General features: G+C 64.8%; 13 protein-coding genes and 4 tRNA genes. 10 read left to right on the top strand and 7 right to left on the bottom strand.

What is annotated here, in order from left to right:
• The first annotated feature begins 58 nt into the window (after positions 1–58).
• Positions 59–331, top strand: coding sequence for a DUF1876 domain-containing protein (locus ACFVN5_RS04705; protein WP_148733501.1), 273 nt, complete (start codon positions 59–61; stop codon positions 329–331).
• 76 nt (positions 332–407) lie between these two features.
• Positions 408–2,501 (top strand): endonuclease/exonuclease/phosphatase family protein, encoded by a 2,094-nt coding sequence (locus tag ACFVN5_RS04700; protein WP_376953590.1) that lies wholly within the window; start codon positions 408–410, stop codon positions 2,499–2,501.
• 7 nt (positions 2,502–2,508) lie between these two features.
• On the opposite strand, the gene ACFVN5_RS04695 is transcribed toward ACFVN5_RS04700, so the two are convergent.
• On the bottom strand, positions 2,509–4,080 hold the full coding sequence (locus tag ACFVN5_RS04695; RefSeq protein ID WP_376953588.1) for a DUF3482 domain-containing protein: 1,572 nt from the start codon (positions 4,078–4,080) through the stop codon (positions 2,509–2,511).
• Entirely contained in the window at positions 4,077–5,555 is a 1,479-nt protein-coding gene (locus ACFVN5_RS04690; RefSeq protein WP_376953587.1) for a DUF2868 domain-containing protein, read from the bottom strand. Before ACFVN5_RS04690 ends, ACFVN5_RS04695 begins: the two co-directional genes overlap by 4 nt.
• 201 nt (positions 5,556–5,756) lie before the next feature.
• Here ACFVN5_RS04690 and ACFVN5_RS04685 point away from each other — a divergent pair.
• From ACFVN5_RS04685 to ACFVN5_RS04665, 5 genes are all read left to right on the top strand, one after another.
• Positions 5,757–5,829 (top strand) — tRNA-Gly (locus tag ACFVN5_RS04685).
• A gap of 53 nt (positions 5,830–5,882) precedes the next feature.
• Positions 5,883–5,956: transfer RNA gene (locus tag ACFVN5_RS04680), tRNA-Cys, on the top strand.
• 25 nt (positions 5,957–5,981) lie between these two features.
• Positions 5,982–6,053, top strand: a tRNA-Val gene (locus ACFVN5_RS04675).
• Between the two features lie 122 nt (positions 6,054–6,175).
• A complete protein-coding gene (locus tag ACFVN5_RS04670) occupies positions 6,176–6,850 on the top strand; it encodes a hypothetical protein (protein ID WP_376953584.1) in 675 nt (224 codons plus the stop codon).
• Between the two features lie 18 nt (positions 6,851–6,868).
• A complete protein-coding gene (locus ACFVN5_RS04665) occupies positions 6,869–7,459 on the top strand; it encodes a hypothetical protein (protein ID WP_376953582.1) in 591 nt (196 codons plus the stop codon).
• A gap of 644 nt (positions 7,460–8,103) precedes the next feature.
• Here the strand turns inward: ACFVN5_RS04665 and ACFVN5_RS04660 are convergent.
• The gene (locus tag ACFVN5_RS04660; RefSeq protein ID WP_376953580.1) at positions 8,104–8,814 is read right to left on the bottom strand and encodes a hypothetical protein; all 711 of its coding nucleotides are present in this window, start codon (positions 8,812–8,814) and stop codon (positions 8,104–8,106) included.
• Positions 8,815–9,502: 688 nt separating this feature from the next.
• Here ACFVN5_RS04660 and ACFVN5_RS04655 point away from each other — a divergent pair.
• Positions 9,503–9,700: a hypothetical protein gene (locus tag ACFVN5_RS04655; protein ID WP_376953578.1), complete on the top strand. Its 198-nt coding sequence runs from the start codon at positions 9,503–9,505 to the stop codon at positions 9,698–9,700.
• Between the two features lie 276 nt (positions 9,701–9,976).
• Here the strand turns inward: ACFVN5_RS04655 and ACFVN5_RS04650 are convergent, their stop codons facing one another.
• The 4 genes from ACFVN5_RS04650 to ACFVN5_RS04635 all read right to left on the bottom strand — a co-directional run bounded on the left by ACFVN5_RS04650 (position 9,977) and on the right by ACFVN5_RS04635 (position 14,977).
• Positions 9,977–10,963, bottom strand: a complete 987-nt coding sequence (locus ACFVN5_RS04650) for a GIY-YIG nuclease family protein (RefSeq protein WP_376953575.1) — start codon at positions 10,961–10,963, stop codon at positions 9,977–9,979.
• Positions 10,960–11,916, bottom strand: coding sequence for a PIN-like domain-containing protein (locus ACFVN5_RS04645; protein WP_376953573.1), 957 nt, complete (start codon positions 11,914–11,916; stop codon positions 10,960–10,962). The genes ACFVN5_RS04650 and ACFVN5_RS04645 overlap by 4 nt, the downstream gene beginning before the upstream one ends.
• Positions 11,903–13,510: a DUF262 domain-containing protein gene (locus tag ACFVN5_RS04640; protein WP_376953567.1), complete on the bottom strand. Its 1,608-nt coding sequence runs from the start codon at positions 13,508–13,510 to the stop codon at positions 11,903–11,905. The genes ACFVN5_RS04645 and ACFVN5_RS04640 overlap by 14 nt, the downstream gene beginning before the upstream one ends.
• Positions 13,511–14,173: 663 nt before the next feature.
• Positions 14,174–14,977, bottom strand: a complete 804-nt coding sequence (locus tag ACFVN5_RS04635) for a hypothetical protein (RefSeq protein ID WP_376953565.1) — start codon at positions 14,975–14,977, stop codon at positions 14,174–14,176.
• A 125-nt stretch (positions 14,978–15,102) separates the two neighbouring features.
• Here ACFVN5_RS04635 and ACFVN5_RS04630 point away from each other — a divergent pair.
• Together ACFVN5_RS04630 and ACFVN5_RS04625 are read left to right on the top strand one after the other, a co-directional pair.
• Positions 15,103–15,175: transfer RNA gene (locus ACFVN5_RS04630), tRNA-Asn, on the top strand.
• 344 nt (positions 15,176–15,519) lie between these two features.
• A complete protein-coding gene (locus tag ACFVN5_RS04625) occupies positions 15,520–15,831 on the top strand; it encodes a hypothetical protein (protein WP_376953564.1) in 312 nt (103 codons plus the stop codon).
• Positions 15,832–16,344: the final 513 nt, after the last annotated feature.

Below are 16,344 nucleotides of genomic sequence, written 5' to 3'. Positions count from 1 at the left end.
CCACCCCGCACGCGCGTACGCTGAGCGTGGAACCAGACCGGGGAGGGTGGTGAGTTCCATGTCTGCGACGAAGCACTGGGACATCACCGTCGACATCGACGAATTCGACGAGGACACCACGCTGGCGCACGTCAGCGTCCGCACGCCCGCAGGCCAGGAGGTGACCGGCGTGGGCCAGGCGCAGCGCAATCCGCTCGACCCGAGCGTGCACGAGATCGGCGACGAGCTCGCCGTGTCGCGCGCGCTGCGCAACCTGAGCGAGCGCCTGCTGCACACGACGGAGAAGGACATCGCCGGCGTCACGGGGGAGTCGGCGCACCTGCATCGGTAAGCGCCGGCGCCGTGGAGGGCGCGGCCCGACAGGAGTACGCTGACGCCGTCCGTCCTGAGGGGGAAGGGGGCGTGCGATGCAGCCGCTCCGTTTGATGACGTTCAACGTGCAGCTCCTGCCGGTCATCGCCGGCGTGGGCGCGGGCACGGTCAGCGTGCCGGCCGGCATCGCCGGACTGATCCCGGGCGGTGCCGCCGACTCGATCGCGCAGGCCGAGGCCGTGGCGAACGACCTGCTCAAGATCAAGCCCGCCGAGCGGCCCGACGTGCTGGCGCTCAACGAGGTCTTCAGCGAGGACGCCCGCGACGTGCTCATCAACCTGCTGAAGCCCGAGTGGCCGCACGTGATCGAGTCGGTGCACGAGGGCGACCTCGAGGAGGACGCCGGGCTCATGGTGTTCTCGCAACTGCCCTTCGTGACCCTGCCTGGTGGCGGCGACCGGCGCGAGCGCTTCTACGCGGATGACGCGGGCTCCGACAGCTGGGCGTCGAAGGCGGCCGTGCTGGTGCAGGTCAACCGCCCGGCCGAGCACACGACGCTGGTGTTCACGCACCTGCAGGCCGCGTACGACACGGAGGAGCAGTATCGCGACATCCGCAAGTCGCAGCTCGCCGAAATCCGCGAGCTCGTGGCCGAGGTGCTCGGGCCGTCGCCGAATGACTGGCAGAACGTGATCGTGGCGGGCGACCTCAACATCCGCGGCGACCTCGACGCGACGAGCAACGAGTGGTTCGACGTGTTCGACACCGCCGGCGAGCCGTTCGGCGAGCTGTTCGCCGACAGCTGGATCGAGATGCGGCCGCCCGGGGCATCCGAGGATCTCGACCACGGCCTCACGAACCGCAACCGTGAGACCCAGGCCGAACAGCGGCTCGACTACATCTGCCGGTTCAAGACGATCGACGGCGTCGACCTCGTCGCGCACCACATGCGCATCGGGCATCGCGACACGTCGGATCACTATGCGCTCGAAGCGATCATCCAGCGGCGCGACGACCACTGCCAGCCGACGTCGGCGGTCGACATCGATGCGAACGGGCCGGTCGCCGGCACGTCGGGCCCGGGCCAGCCGAGCACCTCGCTCGCCTACTACGTGCTGCCTGCCCTCGGGGTCGAGGGCGGCCGATCGTGGGCGTGGATCCCGCGGGCCGGCACCTACACGTTCCATCACAGCGCGTCGCTCGTCGTCGAGGTCTACGCCGCGACCGACATCTCCCGGCCGCTCACACGCCTCGACCAGCTCTCGGTGTCGGATGTCCCGGATGTCGTGAAGCCCGCCTACCGCGAGTTCGGCGGCAGCATCGATGACGAGGGCTCGACCTACGTGAACCGGTCACCGCTATTGGTGTCGATGCGCACGAAGGACGGCGATCCCGGAAGTGGCGTGCTCATCGTGCTCGAGCACATGGGCGATTCGCAGGCCACCGCGATCGCGCTGCCGCCCCACGAGGACGTCACCGTGCCGTTCCCGCCGAACCAGCGACTCGGCGACGACGACATCGCGTGGTTCCGGGTGCATCCGGTCGCGACGCTGATGGGCGAGTCGCGCCAGGAGAGCGTGAGCCTGCGGCAGCCGCAGGGCTCGGGCACGCTCGAGGCGTCGGATGCCGCGGGCAGCCCGCTCGGTGGCGACTCGGGTTCCTCGAAGCTCGAGTTCGCCTTCACGGCGAACGCCGACGACGAGATCTTCGTGACCGTGCGACGCGACGACGATTCGGACATCGGACAGGTGATCCGCTGGGCGACCCCGGTCACCTACCTGCGACTCGACAAGGGCTTCACGGTGCACGTGAACAACGAGACCGGACCCGACTGGCCGGGCGCCGACGAGCCCGAGCTCGACATGTGGATGGACGGCGAGAAGCTCATCCACACGGTGTGGGACGACGCCGACACCGGCGAGGACTGGCCCGGCATCGGCGACAAGATCTTCTTCGAGGTCGTGCAGCGCGGCTGGCCGAGCAAGTCGGTCGCCTTCACCCAGACGCTCGACTTCGTGATCGAGGACCCCGACACCCTCGGCGGGGCGCACGGCGTGACCTCGTACCCGATCGCGGGCCTGAGCCCGAACGAGCCGGCCGAGCGCAAGCGCACGACGGCCATCGCGGTGTACGACACGATCTCGAACGGCACGTACACCGTGAGCTGCACGCTGTCGCGGGATCCGTAGGAGTCGATCAGCTTCGATCGTCGTCGAGCGCGCCCGGGTAGAGCTCGTCGAGGAGCCCAAGCGCCATCTCGCCGAGGAGTTCCTCGAGCTCGCGCTGCAGCGCATCCTCGCCCTCGCTCCGGCGCGACCAGATCACCGCGAGTCGATCTCCCTCCGCGACCACCGCATCGACGACCATCGGACGCCAGTGCGGCGGGTACTCGCCCTGCCGCCAGGCGCCGCGGCCGCGGCCGTAGTGCGCGACGGCGAGGTAGCGAAGCAGCGCCGAGGTCACGAGCCCGTCGAGGAACGCCTCCTCCCAGCGCAGGCTCGACTCGCTCCGCCCGCGCACGACGTTGACGCCGCGCGCGACGCCAGCGCCGCCGAGTGCGCCGATGATCGCGCCCGCGACCATGCCGGCGCCGAACGTGAGCCCGCCGGCGAGCAGGTCGGCACCGAGCCCCGTCAACGCCCCCGAGACGACACCGCCGAGCGCGGCGGTGCGGGTCTCGTCGAGCGGCGCATCCATGCGGATGTCGCCCGCCACCCGCTCGAGCACCTCGTCCGCGGCGCGTCCCTCGAGCCGATGGATGGCGATGAGTCGCTCCATGCTCTGCCGCAGATCCGCCTCGAGGCGCGAGGAGAGCTCCTCCGCGGCATCCGCTCGGGCCTGCTGGCGCGCCGGACTCGGCAGGCCGAGCGACCCGGTGACCTTCTTGCCGAGCGGTTCCGTCGGCAGAGTCACGCGATCGACGGCGGCGCGCGCGATCGGCCCCGCGAGCGCGACCATCGCTTGGTCGAACTCGTCGAGGCGAAGGTCGCGCCACGCGTTGGACAGCCGCGCGAAGGCCGGCCGCGAGGCATCCGGCACCAGCGGTTCGATCGCCCGGAACAGCGTGAACTCCTGCACCCAGCAGCGGGCGAACGCGTCGAACGCGAGCACCTCGCGCACGTGGCCGGAGTCGGCGAGCGCGGCGCGCCAGCGCGCGGCATCCGCTGCTTCGGCCGAGCGGTCGCGCGGCGGACCCGTCTGGTTGAGCAGCACGAGCACGGGCTTGCCGACCCACTCGAGCACCTCGAGCTCGGGCGCGAGGTAGCCGGCGTCGGCGGGCGCCTCGGCCGCGTTCACGAGGTAGAGCACCACGTCGGCCTGCTCGGCGACATTGCGCACCGCGAGCTGGCTGAGCCACAGCGCGCGGTCCTGGTAGCGGTCCCACACCTGCGAGAGGAACCAGCCGATGGGGTTACGGTCCTGCCGCAGTCGTCGCGCGAGCCGCACGCTGTCGCCGAAACCCGGGGTGTCCCACAGCGTGAGCAGGTCACCGTCGGTCGTCTGCACGAGCGGGTACGGCGTCGCCTCGGCGGTGACGTGCGGGGCGTCGCGCACCTCGCCGACGTCGCGTCCGAGGAGCGTGCGCGCGAGCGTCGTCTTGCCCGCGTTCGTGTGCGAGATGAGCGACAGCGACACGGCCCCGGCGTCGAGCCCGTCCGGTGGTCGAGTAGGCAGCGAAGCAGCCGTATCGAGACCCCGACCCGCGTCTCGATACGCGTCGCCTTCGGCGGCGCTACTCGACGACCGCGAGACCTCGCCCCCGCTCATCCTCCCCGCCTCCCGTCGCTGTCATGAACGGATGCCGCATCCCCGAGCTCGGCCTCCGCCGCCGCCAGGTCGGGCTCACCGAGATCCACGAACACCGCACGCCCGCCGTGCCCCTCGATCAACTCACGCCACGCCGCCCGCCGCTCCTCACACCTCTGCGCATCCTCACCCCACCGCGCCAGGAACCCCGACTCATCCACGAGCACCGACCCGCTACCGGATGCCCCGCCCCGCCCGCTCCCCGACCCGAGCTCCTTCAGGAACGCCCCATGCGCATCCTCCTCCGGCGTCGCCGTGAGCCCGAACAACGCAACGCGAACCTCAGACCCGCCGCCCGCGGCATCCGCCCCCGGACTCAACCACTCGTCATCACCCCACCCAACAGGCTCGTCGATCACCGCAACGGCGTTGCCGTACGCCCGCGCGAGGATCGCCTCGAGCCCCACCCGCGCCTCGGGCGTGAGGGTGTAGCTGTACGGGATGACGCGCACGCGCGTCGCTTCGCCCACCCACCCGGCGATGAGCCGGCGGTAGTACGGCTCGTCGAGGGGCAGCTGCACGCGCTTCGCGCGGCGCCGCTCGACCAGCCCGGCGACGAGCGCGAGCACGAGCCGCGGCACGATGACGACGATGGCGACCGTGCCGGCCATGAGGTGCATCCACGTCGCGGCGTTCTCGCTCGCGGGCGCGCGGATCGCCTCGATCGCGGCGAGGTCGGGCACCGGGATGCCGATGATCCACGAGCCCGGCGCGAGCGTCACGCTCAGCAGCGCGTGCACCTGCTCGGCGCCGAGGAACGTGCTCTCCCACGACGCGCGGTACTCGAAGGCGAGCCCGCGCAGGTAGAGGCCGGCGATCACGCCGAGCGCGGTCGCCGCGGCGGCGAGGTGCAGCACGCGCGCGGCGCGCGCTCCGTAGAGCGGCGCGGCGACGCGGGCCCACTCGCGCGGAAGGGCGGCGAGCACGGTGCGCCGGGCGGCGGTCGCGGCATCCGTCGGTTCGCTTTGCAGCGGTGCTCTCACCGACGCGACCCGGATGAGCAGTGACCGCACCGGACCGGCCGCGCCGCGCCCGAGCACCAGCGGCCGCACGAGCAGCCAGACGTACACGACCAGGTTCCACGCGACGAGCGCGAACACGGGCGGCGCGAGCAGGTTGATGCTCGACCCGCCGCCGATGCGGTCGATGAGCACGCCGAACACGAACGCCCCGAGCACGGTCACGACGCCCACCCACGGCCGCCATCGGATGCCGCGCACCGTCCGTGTCACGGCCGGCTGCCGCGTCCCGATCCGCTCGAGCACGAGCTGCGCCCGCCGCCCGAGGAACTCCTCCGCGCTCGCCCGCTCCCCTACGATCGTCGCCGCCGCTCGGCTCGCCCACTCCCGGTCGGCATCCGACCACAGCACGCGGTCGCGGTCAGCCGTCTCGACGGCGCGCGCCGCGGTCGTGTCGAGGGCGGCCGACTCGTCCATATGTTGGGGAGTCTATGCCGCGCGCACGGTCCATCGTCGCATCCCATTACCGCATTGAGATCTAACACAATCCCCCTTCGAGAACATTCGAGTTCTCGAGCCAGAGACGCTCACCCGAGCCCGTGCGCTAGGGGCTCTACGCGGGTGGTAAAACTTCCATCGATGCCTCCGGTAGGGTGAGTCGAGCACGGCACGTGCAACGCGGATGTGGCGCAGTTGGTAGCGCATCACCTTGCCAAGGTGAGGGTCGCGAGTTCGAGTCTCGTCATCCGCTCTGATCAGCAGGGGCGAAAGCCCCTTCTGTTCTTTAGTGGTGAACCCAGACACGGTGGATTGGCCGAGAGGCGAGGCAGCGGCCTGCAAAGCCGTATACACGGGTTCGAATCCCGTATCCACCTCCAAGCCTGAGAACGCCGTTCTCGACTTGGGCGATTGGCGCAGCGGTAGCGCGCTTCCCTGACACGGAAGAGGTCACTGGTTCGATCCCAGTATCGCCCACAAGAAAACCCCCGGCTTACCGGGGGTTGTTGCACGTCCGCAGTCTCGCGTGCAATACACGTGCAGTACTGCGACCCGGGTTGCTACATTCGTGGCAGTCATCAACGCTCGGGGAGGGGCACATGGCACACGGCGGCTTCATTGCAACCATGGGGAGATCGTTCGGAACGACGAACGTCGTGGTCGTGCATCAGCGCGGCCAGGAGGACGAAGAGCGTCACGAGCTTGAAGCGCAGGTGCAGGGCAGCAAGGCGTACTTTGACATCGACGCGCCTGTCTACGACGGCGATGAGATCGAGATACCTGACCCGCGGGGCGCCGGTGGGACGAGAACCGTCTACGTGACCAATGTAAAGATCAACCAAGCCCCGATGTCCTCATCAATGAGTCATCTCGCAGTGTCATACTCCGCGACCCCACCCGTGGCTCCGGTGAGTCCGGAGTCTTCGCAGGTCTTCAACGGCCCTGTGGTCGTCGTGTCCGGGAGTCACGTAAACGTGGCCTTCGACAAGGGAAAGATCAGCCAACAGCAGCCGGTAAGCCCTGGGTACGAGCAGCTCGCTCAAGCCGTAGGTGACGCCCTGAAGGCGATCGAAGCTACGCATGGCCTTGACCCCGATGAGCGTGAGAATGCGCGCGAGGCGAGTGCCGCTGTACTCGGCGAGGTCGTCAAACCTGACCCGGACCGATCGATCGTGAAGCGTGGACTCGCGATGTTGCGCGGGACGCTGCAAGCCGCGATCGCCGCCGGCGCTGGCGCAGTTGCCAAGGGTCTCATTGAGCAACTCTTCGTCTAGGTGCGCGGGTCTTTCGACGTGATGATTGCCGAGGGTGCGGAGACAGTCCAAGACCCGATCACTGCGTTTTTCTTGTGGGCATCGACTCCGCTCGGATCAGCCATCGTCGGCGGTGTCGTTGTGGCCATCCTGGTCGCTATCGGCGTTGCCTTGCGGAAGCAGATAGCCGGGGCGTATCGCTTCCTGAGAAGCCGGCACGAAACCCGGATGCGGCAGAAGTACGGCGAGCCCGGGCCGGAGCCCACCCGCACTACGCTCGCCGTGTCCTTCGTCGGACTAGATACCCAACCGAACAAGGTCTCCCAGTATGTCGAGCTCTATTCGCACGACGTACTCGGGGGACCAATGCACTTCGCGCTCAGCAACCTCGGTCCGTACGAGGCAACTGACGTGTCAGTGGAATTGATGACGCCCTCTCTTCACGCACTGACTGCATTGGCTTGGGATCGCATTTCGCCCGAGGAGGCGCGTCAGTTCGGGGTCCAGGTGCCGTTGGAGGCTAGTCGAAACGCCAGGCTTCGCTGGAACCAGGGTGAGCACGTTCTTGTGCGAGAGATTGAGCTGCCGACTGGGCGGGGGAACACCTTGAAGCGCGTCGCGATCGAATAGACCAACGCCCAGTTCCAGCGGCATAGGCTGTCCACATGTCGGACGTTTCAGACCGCGCGGAGGATGTTCTCACGCGAGTCGCAGCATCAGCTCACAGCGTCATCGTTAGCGCCGGAAGCGAAGACTTCGAGCAAGGACGCAAGGCATACGCTCGCGAAGTCCTCGACATCATTGGCAGGCGGCGGCCAGAACCCGACGACAGCTTCTCCGACACCAAACCGTTCTAACGAACAGGGCTCTTGTAACGTATATCGCCGCCAGAGCCCGCCACAGCCTCACAACGGCCAGATCACCACGACACACTCACCGAACCGCGTACAGAGCGCCTGCCGGCCTCCTGAGCGCCCCCAGTACCCTGATTCCCCAGACCCCGTACAGGGGATTTCTCACAGCACATCCACGAGGCAGAACGGACGGGGTGGGTGCCGGGGCTCTCAGCGGAGTCCCGGATGTGTCTCGGGTGTCGTCGTGTGGTGCGTGGCTTACGTGCTGCTTGTGCTTCTTGTGATGTCTTTCGTTTGTGATGCCAGGTGCAGAGGGTCTGGAGGTTGGCGAGGTCGGACGGGGCCATGCGCGCCAGCTCGCTAGCCCGTATCCGACGTACATTTTTTTCGGCGCCCGTGCGAGTTTGCTTGCCAACGGGATCAATCGTCGCTCGCGCACCTCCGGAGGAACTCGACCAGCTGATTGCCGCGTGGCGTAGTTCGCGGTTGAAGTGCAGGGTATGCGCTTCTGTTGCTCCCAAGTGGCACCACCAGCAAATCGCGCCGTTCGAGGTCTCTGATCGTTGAAACGACCCTGTCCCGACGACGCTCGTCGCCTCGGGCTAGGTACTTGAGGATGACATCGTCGATGGTTATCGCGAAGTTGCCCCCTCTCCGGGATAGTGGTTCCACGTCTTCTCCAGTTGATCTGATCCAGTCCGCCGGATCGTAAAAAAAGCTCATAACGTGGATATGTCGCGGCGATAGCTCGAAGGTCAAGTCGAGCCATTCTTCGTCCGATGCCCAGTCGAAGGACTGCCTGTCAACGGCGTGGGCGACGATTCCGGCGAGTATCTGTCGCTTCTCGGCCTCTCCCGTCTCTCTGGCTTCCCGGAATGCCTTGTTGAAAAGACCTATGAACTCGCCGTCGACTTCCAGTGCTTCACCGCGAGCCTCGAGTTCACGCTCGACGAACTTGAGTCTGGCCGAGACCATCGCGAGCCATTCCTCATCCTTCTCACGAGCACTGGCTGCGATTGTCCCAAGGTAGGCGCCGGACACCACCGGACCGATGCCCGGAATTGCGCTTATGGCGCCACCGATCATTTGCTCGAGAACGGTCTTTCGGGGATTCTGCTCCGGCAAGCTCATGGGAAAATCAAAACACGAACGACTGGCCGATCAGCTGGCGAACTGGCCCGGGTGTCTTGATACACGAGAGTCCGGTGTGCTGAACGCTCCGGGAAGGATGGCAGGGCAACTTGTACCCAACCGGGTGTTCGAAGGTATGTTCGAATCGTGCGGTACTGGCAACCCAAGCTCAGGGCAACCGGACCGGGCACATGGCTCCAGTTCGATGGTGGCCGCCGCATCGCGATCATCCGCGCCGTGACAGCAGGCCACCCACCGAGACCACTCTTGCGCGCCGACACGTGGGCCACAGAGGAGACCGCGCGTAACCTCCTCGGGTTCTTCCCACACGACGAGCTCCGCCTATGTGCCGAGGTCGTCTGGTCGCTCTACCAGGAAGCCACAGCTCGCGAAGGGAAGGAACCAGCCGTGAGCAAGCAATCACTCAACGTTGAATGGCACCCGTTACTCAACGCCGATGAAAAGACACCCGGAATATGGACACTCCGAGATTCCCAGGGGCACGCCTACGGCGGGGTCAAGATCGTCCGGCAAGGATCGGAGATCTACTACCTCGCGCAATTCCGCGGTAGTCCGATCGGCCGATTCGATCGATTGCGGCCTGCGGTCGAGAACGTCCATCGCGCGCTCGTGCAAGCTACCACCTGCGTGGTGAGGGATGTCGGGGGCCGCCCGTAGCATCGATTTCGTGAGCGACGAACGATGGACAATCGAGGATGACGCGGCAGCAGCCATTGCGGCCTACGGTATCGACCATCCGATGACCACGGCGCTTGCGTTCTGGCAGGGGATTAACGACCTTCCCACGCACCGAGAAGCGCTGGGCGCGCTCGTAACGCCGGAATCCAGATCCGCATGGGGGGATTTCAGCGAGATTCCGCTTTGATCGACAGCCTCGGCAATCCGGGCATGGCGTCGATGGCAAATCACGCGCCGGGGGCGCCCGACGTCGCATACGCCAAGATCGTCGCAGGTGCCCGAGAGATCTACCAAGTCACCTGTGCGCAAAATGCCGACCTGGCCCTCACTCTTGTGTGGAGGCCAGAAATAGGCGTCTGGCAGATTCACGGGATTAGCAGGAGCCTCCCGCCTGCGGCCCTTCCCCGCACGTCGCCGGGCGTCGGGGATGCACGAACGGACTCGGGAAACAGCTTGATGCCGACTACGTGAGATCCTCCTGCAGTTCTGTAAAAGCCTCTGTCGGCGGCAGGGAAGTGTCGTCCCCGATTCCGCGACTCTGCCATTCACCGAAGGTGATACCCGCCAACGTGTCGACCCAGGAGGTACGACCGTTCGCGGACCGCCCAGCGACAACCGTTGCCGCAGCGGATGGAGACGAGAAGACGACGTCCTGAGTGAAGCGCGCCAACCCATGTTTCTCGACCTGGAGGGCGCCCTCGTTAAGTAGCCCTGAGTGAAGCTGCTGATATCCCGGGTGGCGTTCAGTTCCTACCCAGACGGACCGAGCTATCGAACCCTCCAATACCGTGAACTCTCCGTCCACCTCCTGTGCGAGAGCAGCGACACCATGTCGCGTGATCTCGAACCGGAACGTAGGTGAGGTCCGCTGGGTGGGCGAACCAGGCTCACTGGGGGACGCGTCTGGTCGAAGTTGAGCTCTGGTTGGCCGGAACTCAGTGATCCCCAGCACGGGAAGCACGATCTGGAGCTGACTGAGGTAGTACTCCATGTCCGAGACGTCGGCTTCGGGAAGATGAATTGGGGCAGGCGCAGTCCCATTAAGGACACTCGCACGCCGTGCATCGGTGGCCGCTCTGATAAGTGAGGACTCCAGATAGCGGGCGTGAGCTTTGGTCACGTTTGCATCCTTCGATGTCAAGACGACCACCCGATCCCAAAAATCCTTGCCTCCGGCCTCGTGCGGTCGGGCGTGCTGTCGCAATCGCACCCCGATGTCGTCACCTTCGCCGATGTACACGGCCTTGCCCGACGGGGCTTGCGATTCAGGGTCATCGCCGAGAAGGACGTACACGCCCGTTCGTCGGACTTCTTCTCGCGAGAGCAAGTCGGCAAGTTCCGAGCGGGGCCCAGCGACGACGTGGCCCGTCCAGTTCATGATCTCGGCAGTAAGCAGGCCCCCGGGAGTTCCGTCGACGAGGTAGACCCGAATCTGCTTGCCATCGATCACGATTCAGCCTCAGTCCGCGATGCAGGGGCCGCTTCGGTTCCACTCTGGGTCGATTCCTCGGATTCGCTCGTCGATGCTGGGCCGGCTCCGATCCCACCCTGAGGCGACTCCTCAGCTTCCGCGTCGACTGTTGCCGGTTTAGTTCGAGCATCCGCCGCCAGCAGCTTGCGAAGGTCCTGGAGTGAGATGATTGAGAGTTGGCCGTCGCAGACCCAATCGAACTCGGCGATCAGTGCCGGGTGCCCCATCGCCCCGGTTCGCCAGTCCGGCTTAGTGTCGTCGGTGACAAAGAGGAATTTTGTGCGCTTTCTTGGATCCTCAGCGCATAGCACCCCGAATAGAAAGTCACACCACCCGAAGAAGTCACCGAGGGCTGCCGATTTTGACTTGTCGTCCGCCCATCCTGGAGGGGTCTTGCTCGCGAGTCGGACCTCGGCGAGGGACGCGAGGCGGGACCTCGAGACCATCGGCATGGTTGCGGAATCGAGGAGCTGCCTCATCAATGCCTGCGACTTCTTGAGATACTCGGGATTGCGGGACTCTTCGAGGTCCCTAGTCAAGTCGCCGACTAGGCGCTGGATTTCTCGCACAGCCTCCTCGTCGTGACCGTCCACGCCATCAGAGTCGAGGTGCTTGGTCAGTTTGGCGAGGTCGTTCTTGAACGTGTTCCAGTCCTCGCTCGCAAAGACTTTGTGATTATTCCAATACTCGATTACACACTGACCCGGTGCGATCAACGTCGTCTCCGTGCTTTGAACCGTCACAAAGAGACTGTCCGCGAAAGTCGGTTCACGCCTCAAGGCCTTGAGAATGTTCGTATCGACCCCGATGGCAGCCACATCGTCCATAGCCTCCGGCACGGTGACATCGAGGGCGCGCAGGTGGGTTTCTGCCGAAAGCTGCGGTAAGGAGAGCCGTTCTAGGAGGCGGTCCTCGACCTCAGGCAGCGCCATACCACAGCTCCGCAACATCCGTTGCCATTGCGGCGCTGTCAGCCTTCACGCGTTGTGCTGTCCAATCGCGCAAGTCGTTGGTCGAGATCGATTCACCGGGGATCAGCGTAGAAAGCAGCTTGGCCTCTACCGCCTCAGGCGTCCTCGTCCCTTGTGGTCGCCGCTCGATCGTCGAAAGCACCCAGTTCGCCAACAGCCCGCCGACTTCCTTGTACTGGTCACCATCGAAGTCGACCCAGTCCTCACCGTTGCGAGGGCGAACTTGGTGCGGGTAGCCGACGAGGTCGGGTAGGGCATCTCCCTTGACTCGCGCTGACCGAAGAACGTGGGCCTGCGCCTTGTTGATTCCCCGGGACAGCCTCAGCTCGAACTCATCTCGCGGAGGCTTTAGCTCCCCAAGCCGCGCCATCTCGGAGGACCAGTCACCGGATTGGTGCAAACGACGCGCTGCGCGAGCGAACTGCGCTTCGTAGCTGCCAGAACCCAAGCGTCCGGTCACGGCAGCCGGAATCAGGATGTCCATCAGTCCGACGAGGTTGCCGTCAGGATTATCGGAGAACGCAGCCACGAGGAGTACAGGCCGGAAGCGTGCGATAGACAGCGCGTCCGCAATAGCGAAGCTCCGCGTGGTCGCTTCAGACGACTCGACATCCGCCGACGGGTCAATCATCTGCAAGTACCTCGGGAGGAAGTGCTCAAGCAGACCCAGAAGCTTCTCAACGCCGAGCGGACCCGTGTAGTTGGTCGAGACCTCCTGATACAACTCCCGCGGGATCACGTAGCCCCGCTCGAGAGTAACGACATGTCGAACAAACGTTGTCAGCTGCTCGGCGGCACCAAGAGATTCCAGCTGTGACTCGATGGCGCTCCACCGGCGATAGGTGCTCTCGCGGGTAGCGCTGCTTCCAATGAGGTGAGACTTGATCAGCTCGGTTGGAGTGAGGTCCTTGCCGCGGGTATTCACGACCTCGTAAACGCGGAACGCTGCGTTGCGATCTGGGTGTGTGAACACCGCGAACGTGAGCGACTTGGTCAAGAACTCCGTCCATTGCCCAACTCGGAGTGCTGGCTGCTCGTGGCCGTCGATGTCCGCGCTGAGCCTTGATGCGAGCGCCAGGCGCGCAGCGTGAATCGCCGAGCCGTTTCGCATCGGCGTCACGCTGGCACCATCGGCGGCCAGCAGAACGCGGAGGTCCGCGTGGTCGCCGGGGTCTGTGAGAAGAATCCGAGGAATCTGTTCCTCGGTCTCGTAGTCCATCGAATCGAGAAAATCGGTCCGAACGCTTTCGGCGACGAGGCGTCGGCCTAGCCGAAGGGCGATGAGGCGAAGCTCGTTGGCGAGAATCGTCAAGGTGACCAAGCGCTGCTGACCGTCTACAACCTCGGTCCGACCCTTCCCATCGGCGAGGATGACCAGGCCGAGGAAATACTCGCCCCGACCGATGGCCGTTGACAGGTCACGCCAGAACTCGTCGATCTGCTCGTCAGGCGTCCAACTGTACTTGCGCTGGTAGTCCGGAACGATAAGACGCCGCTCGGCGAAGAACGCCCCGACGCTGATGGTCGACGCCTCGACCTGCGAATGGGTAGCCACGGCTCCTCACCCTATCGGGCCGCCCTGCCCGGAACCGTCGCTGCCACTCGCGACGAGGTGACGTGCAGCGGCAGCACGGTGCGCCCGGCGGCGGTCGCAGTATCTGCCCGCTCGCTGCGGAGCGGTGCTCTCACCGACGCGACCCGAACGAGCAACGAGCGCAGCGGACCGGCCGCGCCACGACGGTGCACAAATGGCCGCAGGAGTAGCCAGACGTAAGATGACGAGTTCCACGCGATGAGCGCGAACACTGGACGGCGCCGGCAGGTGATGCTCGCCCGAGGAACTCCTCAGCGCTCGCCCGCTCCCCCAATTAACCCCCTGGTTCCCGGGGTTTCTTGTTTGAGCGAGCGACTTAGCTAGGAGCGCTAACCGCGTATGGAGCTCACGTCTGCGCGAAATCGAGACCGATCCACTCACATGTTCCAACGGATCGTGCCAGGCACTTCCGCCACTGAGGCTATGTTGCTGAGCATGCTCGAGCAGACGGAACCTGACTGCCCGCACTGTGGAACTCGCTGCATGATAGGTCGCAATGGCATCGTTTGGTGCCGCACGTGCCACTTAGCGGTGATCGGCTCCTTCACCCACTAGGCGTTCTTCTCCGCCGACAGGAGGGGAGAAGGAGACCCGTGGCCTCCATCGAGGAACACAAGAGCAGGTCTAACCGACATTCCGACGATCCTCTGCCATCGGTCGGCGTCTGAGAGGCTCACTGCTGTTCCAGATCCGTGCATAGGTTTCGCGGATTGCTGAGCCCGCATTCGGGTCCGCAACTGGCGTCACGACACCCGGTCTCTTCGAGATCGTATTTAGACTCGAGCCCAGCACGAACACCGGTCCGTCATCTGGAATGAAGAACCTATCGTGCAGCTGTTCCGCAGCAACGGTCCGAACTTCGGGCGGCGTCTGGGCGGCGCCGAGACCATGTGCAAGGAGGTCGAGTCGCCTTCGCTGATTGCGATCACTCGTGAGCGCCCGGTCGACCTCCGAGATTGAGATGAGGTCCGCGAGCCCATCGAGCGACAGGTAGGGGTCGACGAGAAGACCTCTACCGTAGGCTGTCATGAGGTCGAAGATCCTTGCGTATGAAAGCGGATCGTGAGGGTCGATGATGACGGTCAAAGGCTCATTGGAGGGATCGGCAGGAATGGGTCGCTCAGCGGCTGCCAAGACGGCACGACCCAACGGTGTGAGGGTGACTCGTGCGGCCGTAATGTCGATCCAGGCCACTCGGGTCAAGTAGTCGACAACGTGCTCCGCCTCGCGAATCGTTTCAACGAACTGCGACAAGGTTTGTATGAACGACGCCGCGTTCTGGTTGAACGGCGTTCGGCTGAGCGCAGGTCTAGGACGGGGATTGTCTGCGAATGCGCGCAGGTTATCTGTGCTGAGGTCCGCGCCCGCTCGATTGGCGGCAGCGATGTACGCCAGCACAAGCTGGAGGTCTTCGTCGATCAGGCTCACGCATTGACGCTACCTCGTAGCGGATCACTGGCGAGTTGCGCTCCTCGTAGCGCTCACGAGCCAACTCCATGGTTGCGTCTTCGTGCTCTTCCGCCGTTGCTAGAGTATCCGTGCTGATACAGCGATCCTCCATAGCTCAATTGGCAGAGCAATCGGCTGTTAACCGATAGGTTCTTGGTTCGAGTCCAAGTGGGGGAGCAGCGAGGGCCGTCCGAGCGAATGGGCGGCCCTTCCGTGACTCGGATTCATTCTGGGCGGGAGTCGTCGGCCCGACGCCATGCGATCCCGCGACAGCGTCAGGTTCGCGCCGCACGGGCGGGCTCCTCGGTCACGGGCTCGTGAGCTTCGCGGGAGGGCGCCGGCACCCATCGGCCGACGCGCTGGGCGACGCCCGGGGGTAGATCCCGCGGCCGCGGCGTCGTTCCTCGGGGTCATCTCTGCTTTCGAGTCATGACGGAGCGCCGATGTAACGAGCCTGGCCGCCATGGAGGCCCCGCGCCACGATTTCGGGGATTGTCGGCCGTCGGTGCCAACATCAGAACATGACGCATATGTTCATCGCCGCGGAAGAGCGAAGCGAGATGATCCGAGCGCACGCGGGCATCGTGACCGGCTTCATCAACGACGACCGCGCTGCCCGGGCCGAGCAAATCAAGGGAATTCTTCAAGACCACATAGACGCATCAAGGGGCGATGTCGGCGTGTTCGCAGCCCGGATGGCGAAGCAGCTCGAGGCAGGCGCATTCGTTACAAGGCATGTCCTAATGTCGCTCGCTACTCGCATGGGCGCCACAGACGCCGAGGTGCATCAGATCTTTGCAGAGGTCTACACCGAGTTCGAATTGGAAGATTAGCGTCTCTGACGGGACCCCGCCCAACGCTAGAGCCCTGTCCTGGCCCGCTTCATGTTCGCGTCATCGTGGTAGTTGTACCGCTGTTGTCGCTCGGTATCGTCATCCTCGCCGCGTGGCTGACCACACGCCTAACAGTGCATAGCGAACTGCGGCGCGCCGGGATTTTGTCGTCGGCTCAAGCACCATCCACGGCTCCTCACTAGCAGTACTAGCCATCAGAAGCGGAAGGCGAACCTCAACCCCGGCTCATGTCCCCCGTCGTCCTCATCGGACGGTGACCACCGACGATCGTAGATCTCTAGCGAAACATCCCCGGCTACTCGTTGTGAGGTTTGCCGTCACAGGGCCAAGAAGACCCGAGCGATTGGATTTTCGTTTACAGATGCTCTTGGGCGAGTCTTTGGCAGGTTCATTGAGAGTCCGACGGACCCGGTGGCGTGGAGGAACGCGATCAATCGGGCTCGGCGAAAAAGAGCAGCTCCTTTTCTCGCGCGGCATGGTCATGTGATAGAT

Source organism: Agromyces sp. NPDC057865 (genome assembly GCF_042796995.1).
Taxonomy (GTDB): Bacteria; Actinomycetota; Actinomycetes; order Actinomycetales; family Microbacteriaceae; genus Agromyces.
Note: the sequence above shows the minus strand (reverse complement) of the source record. Positions and strands in the feature narration are given on the sequence as shown.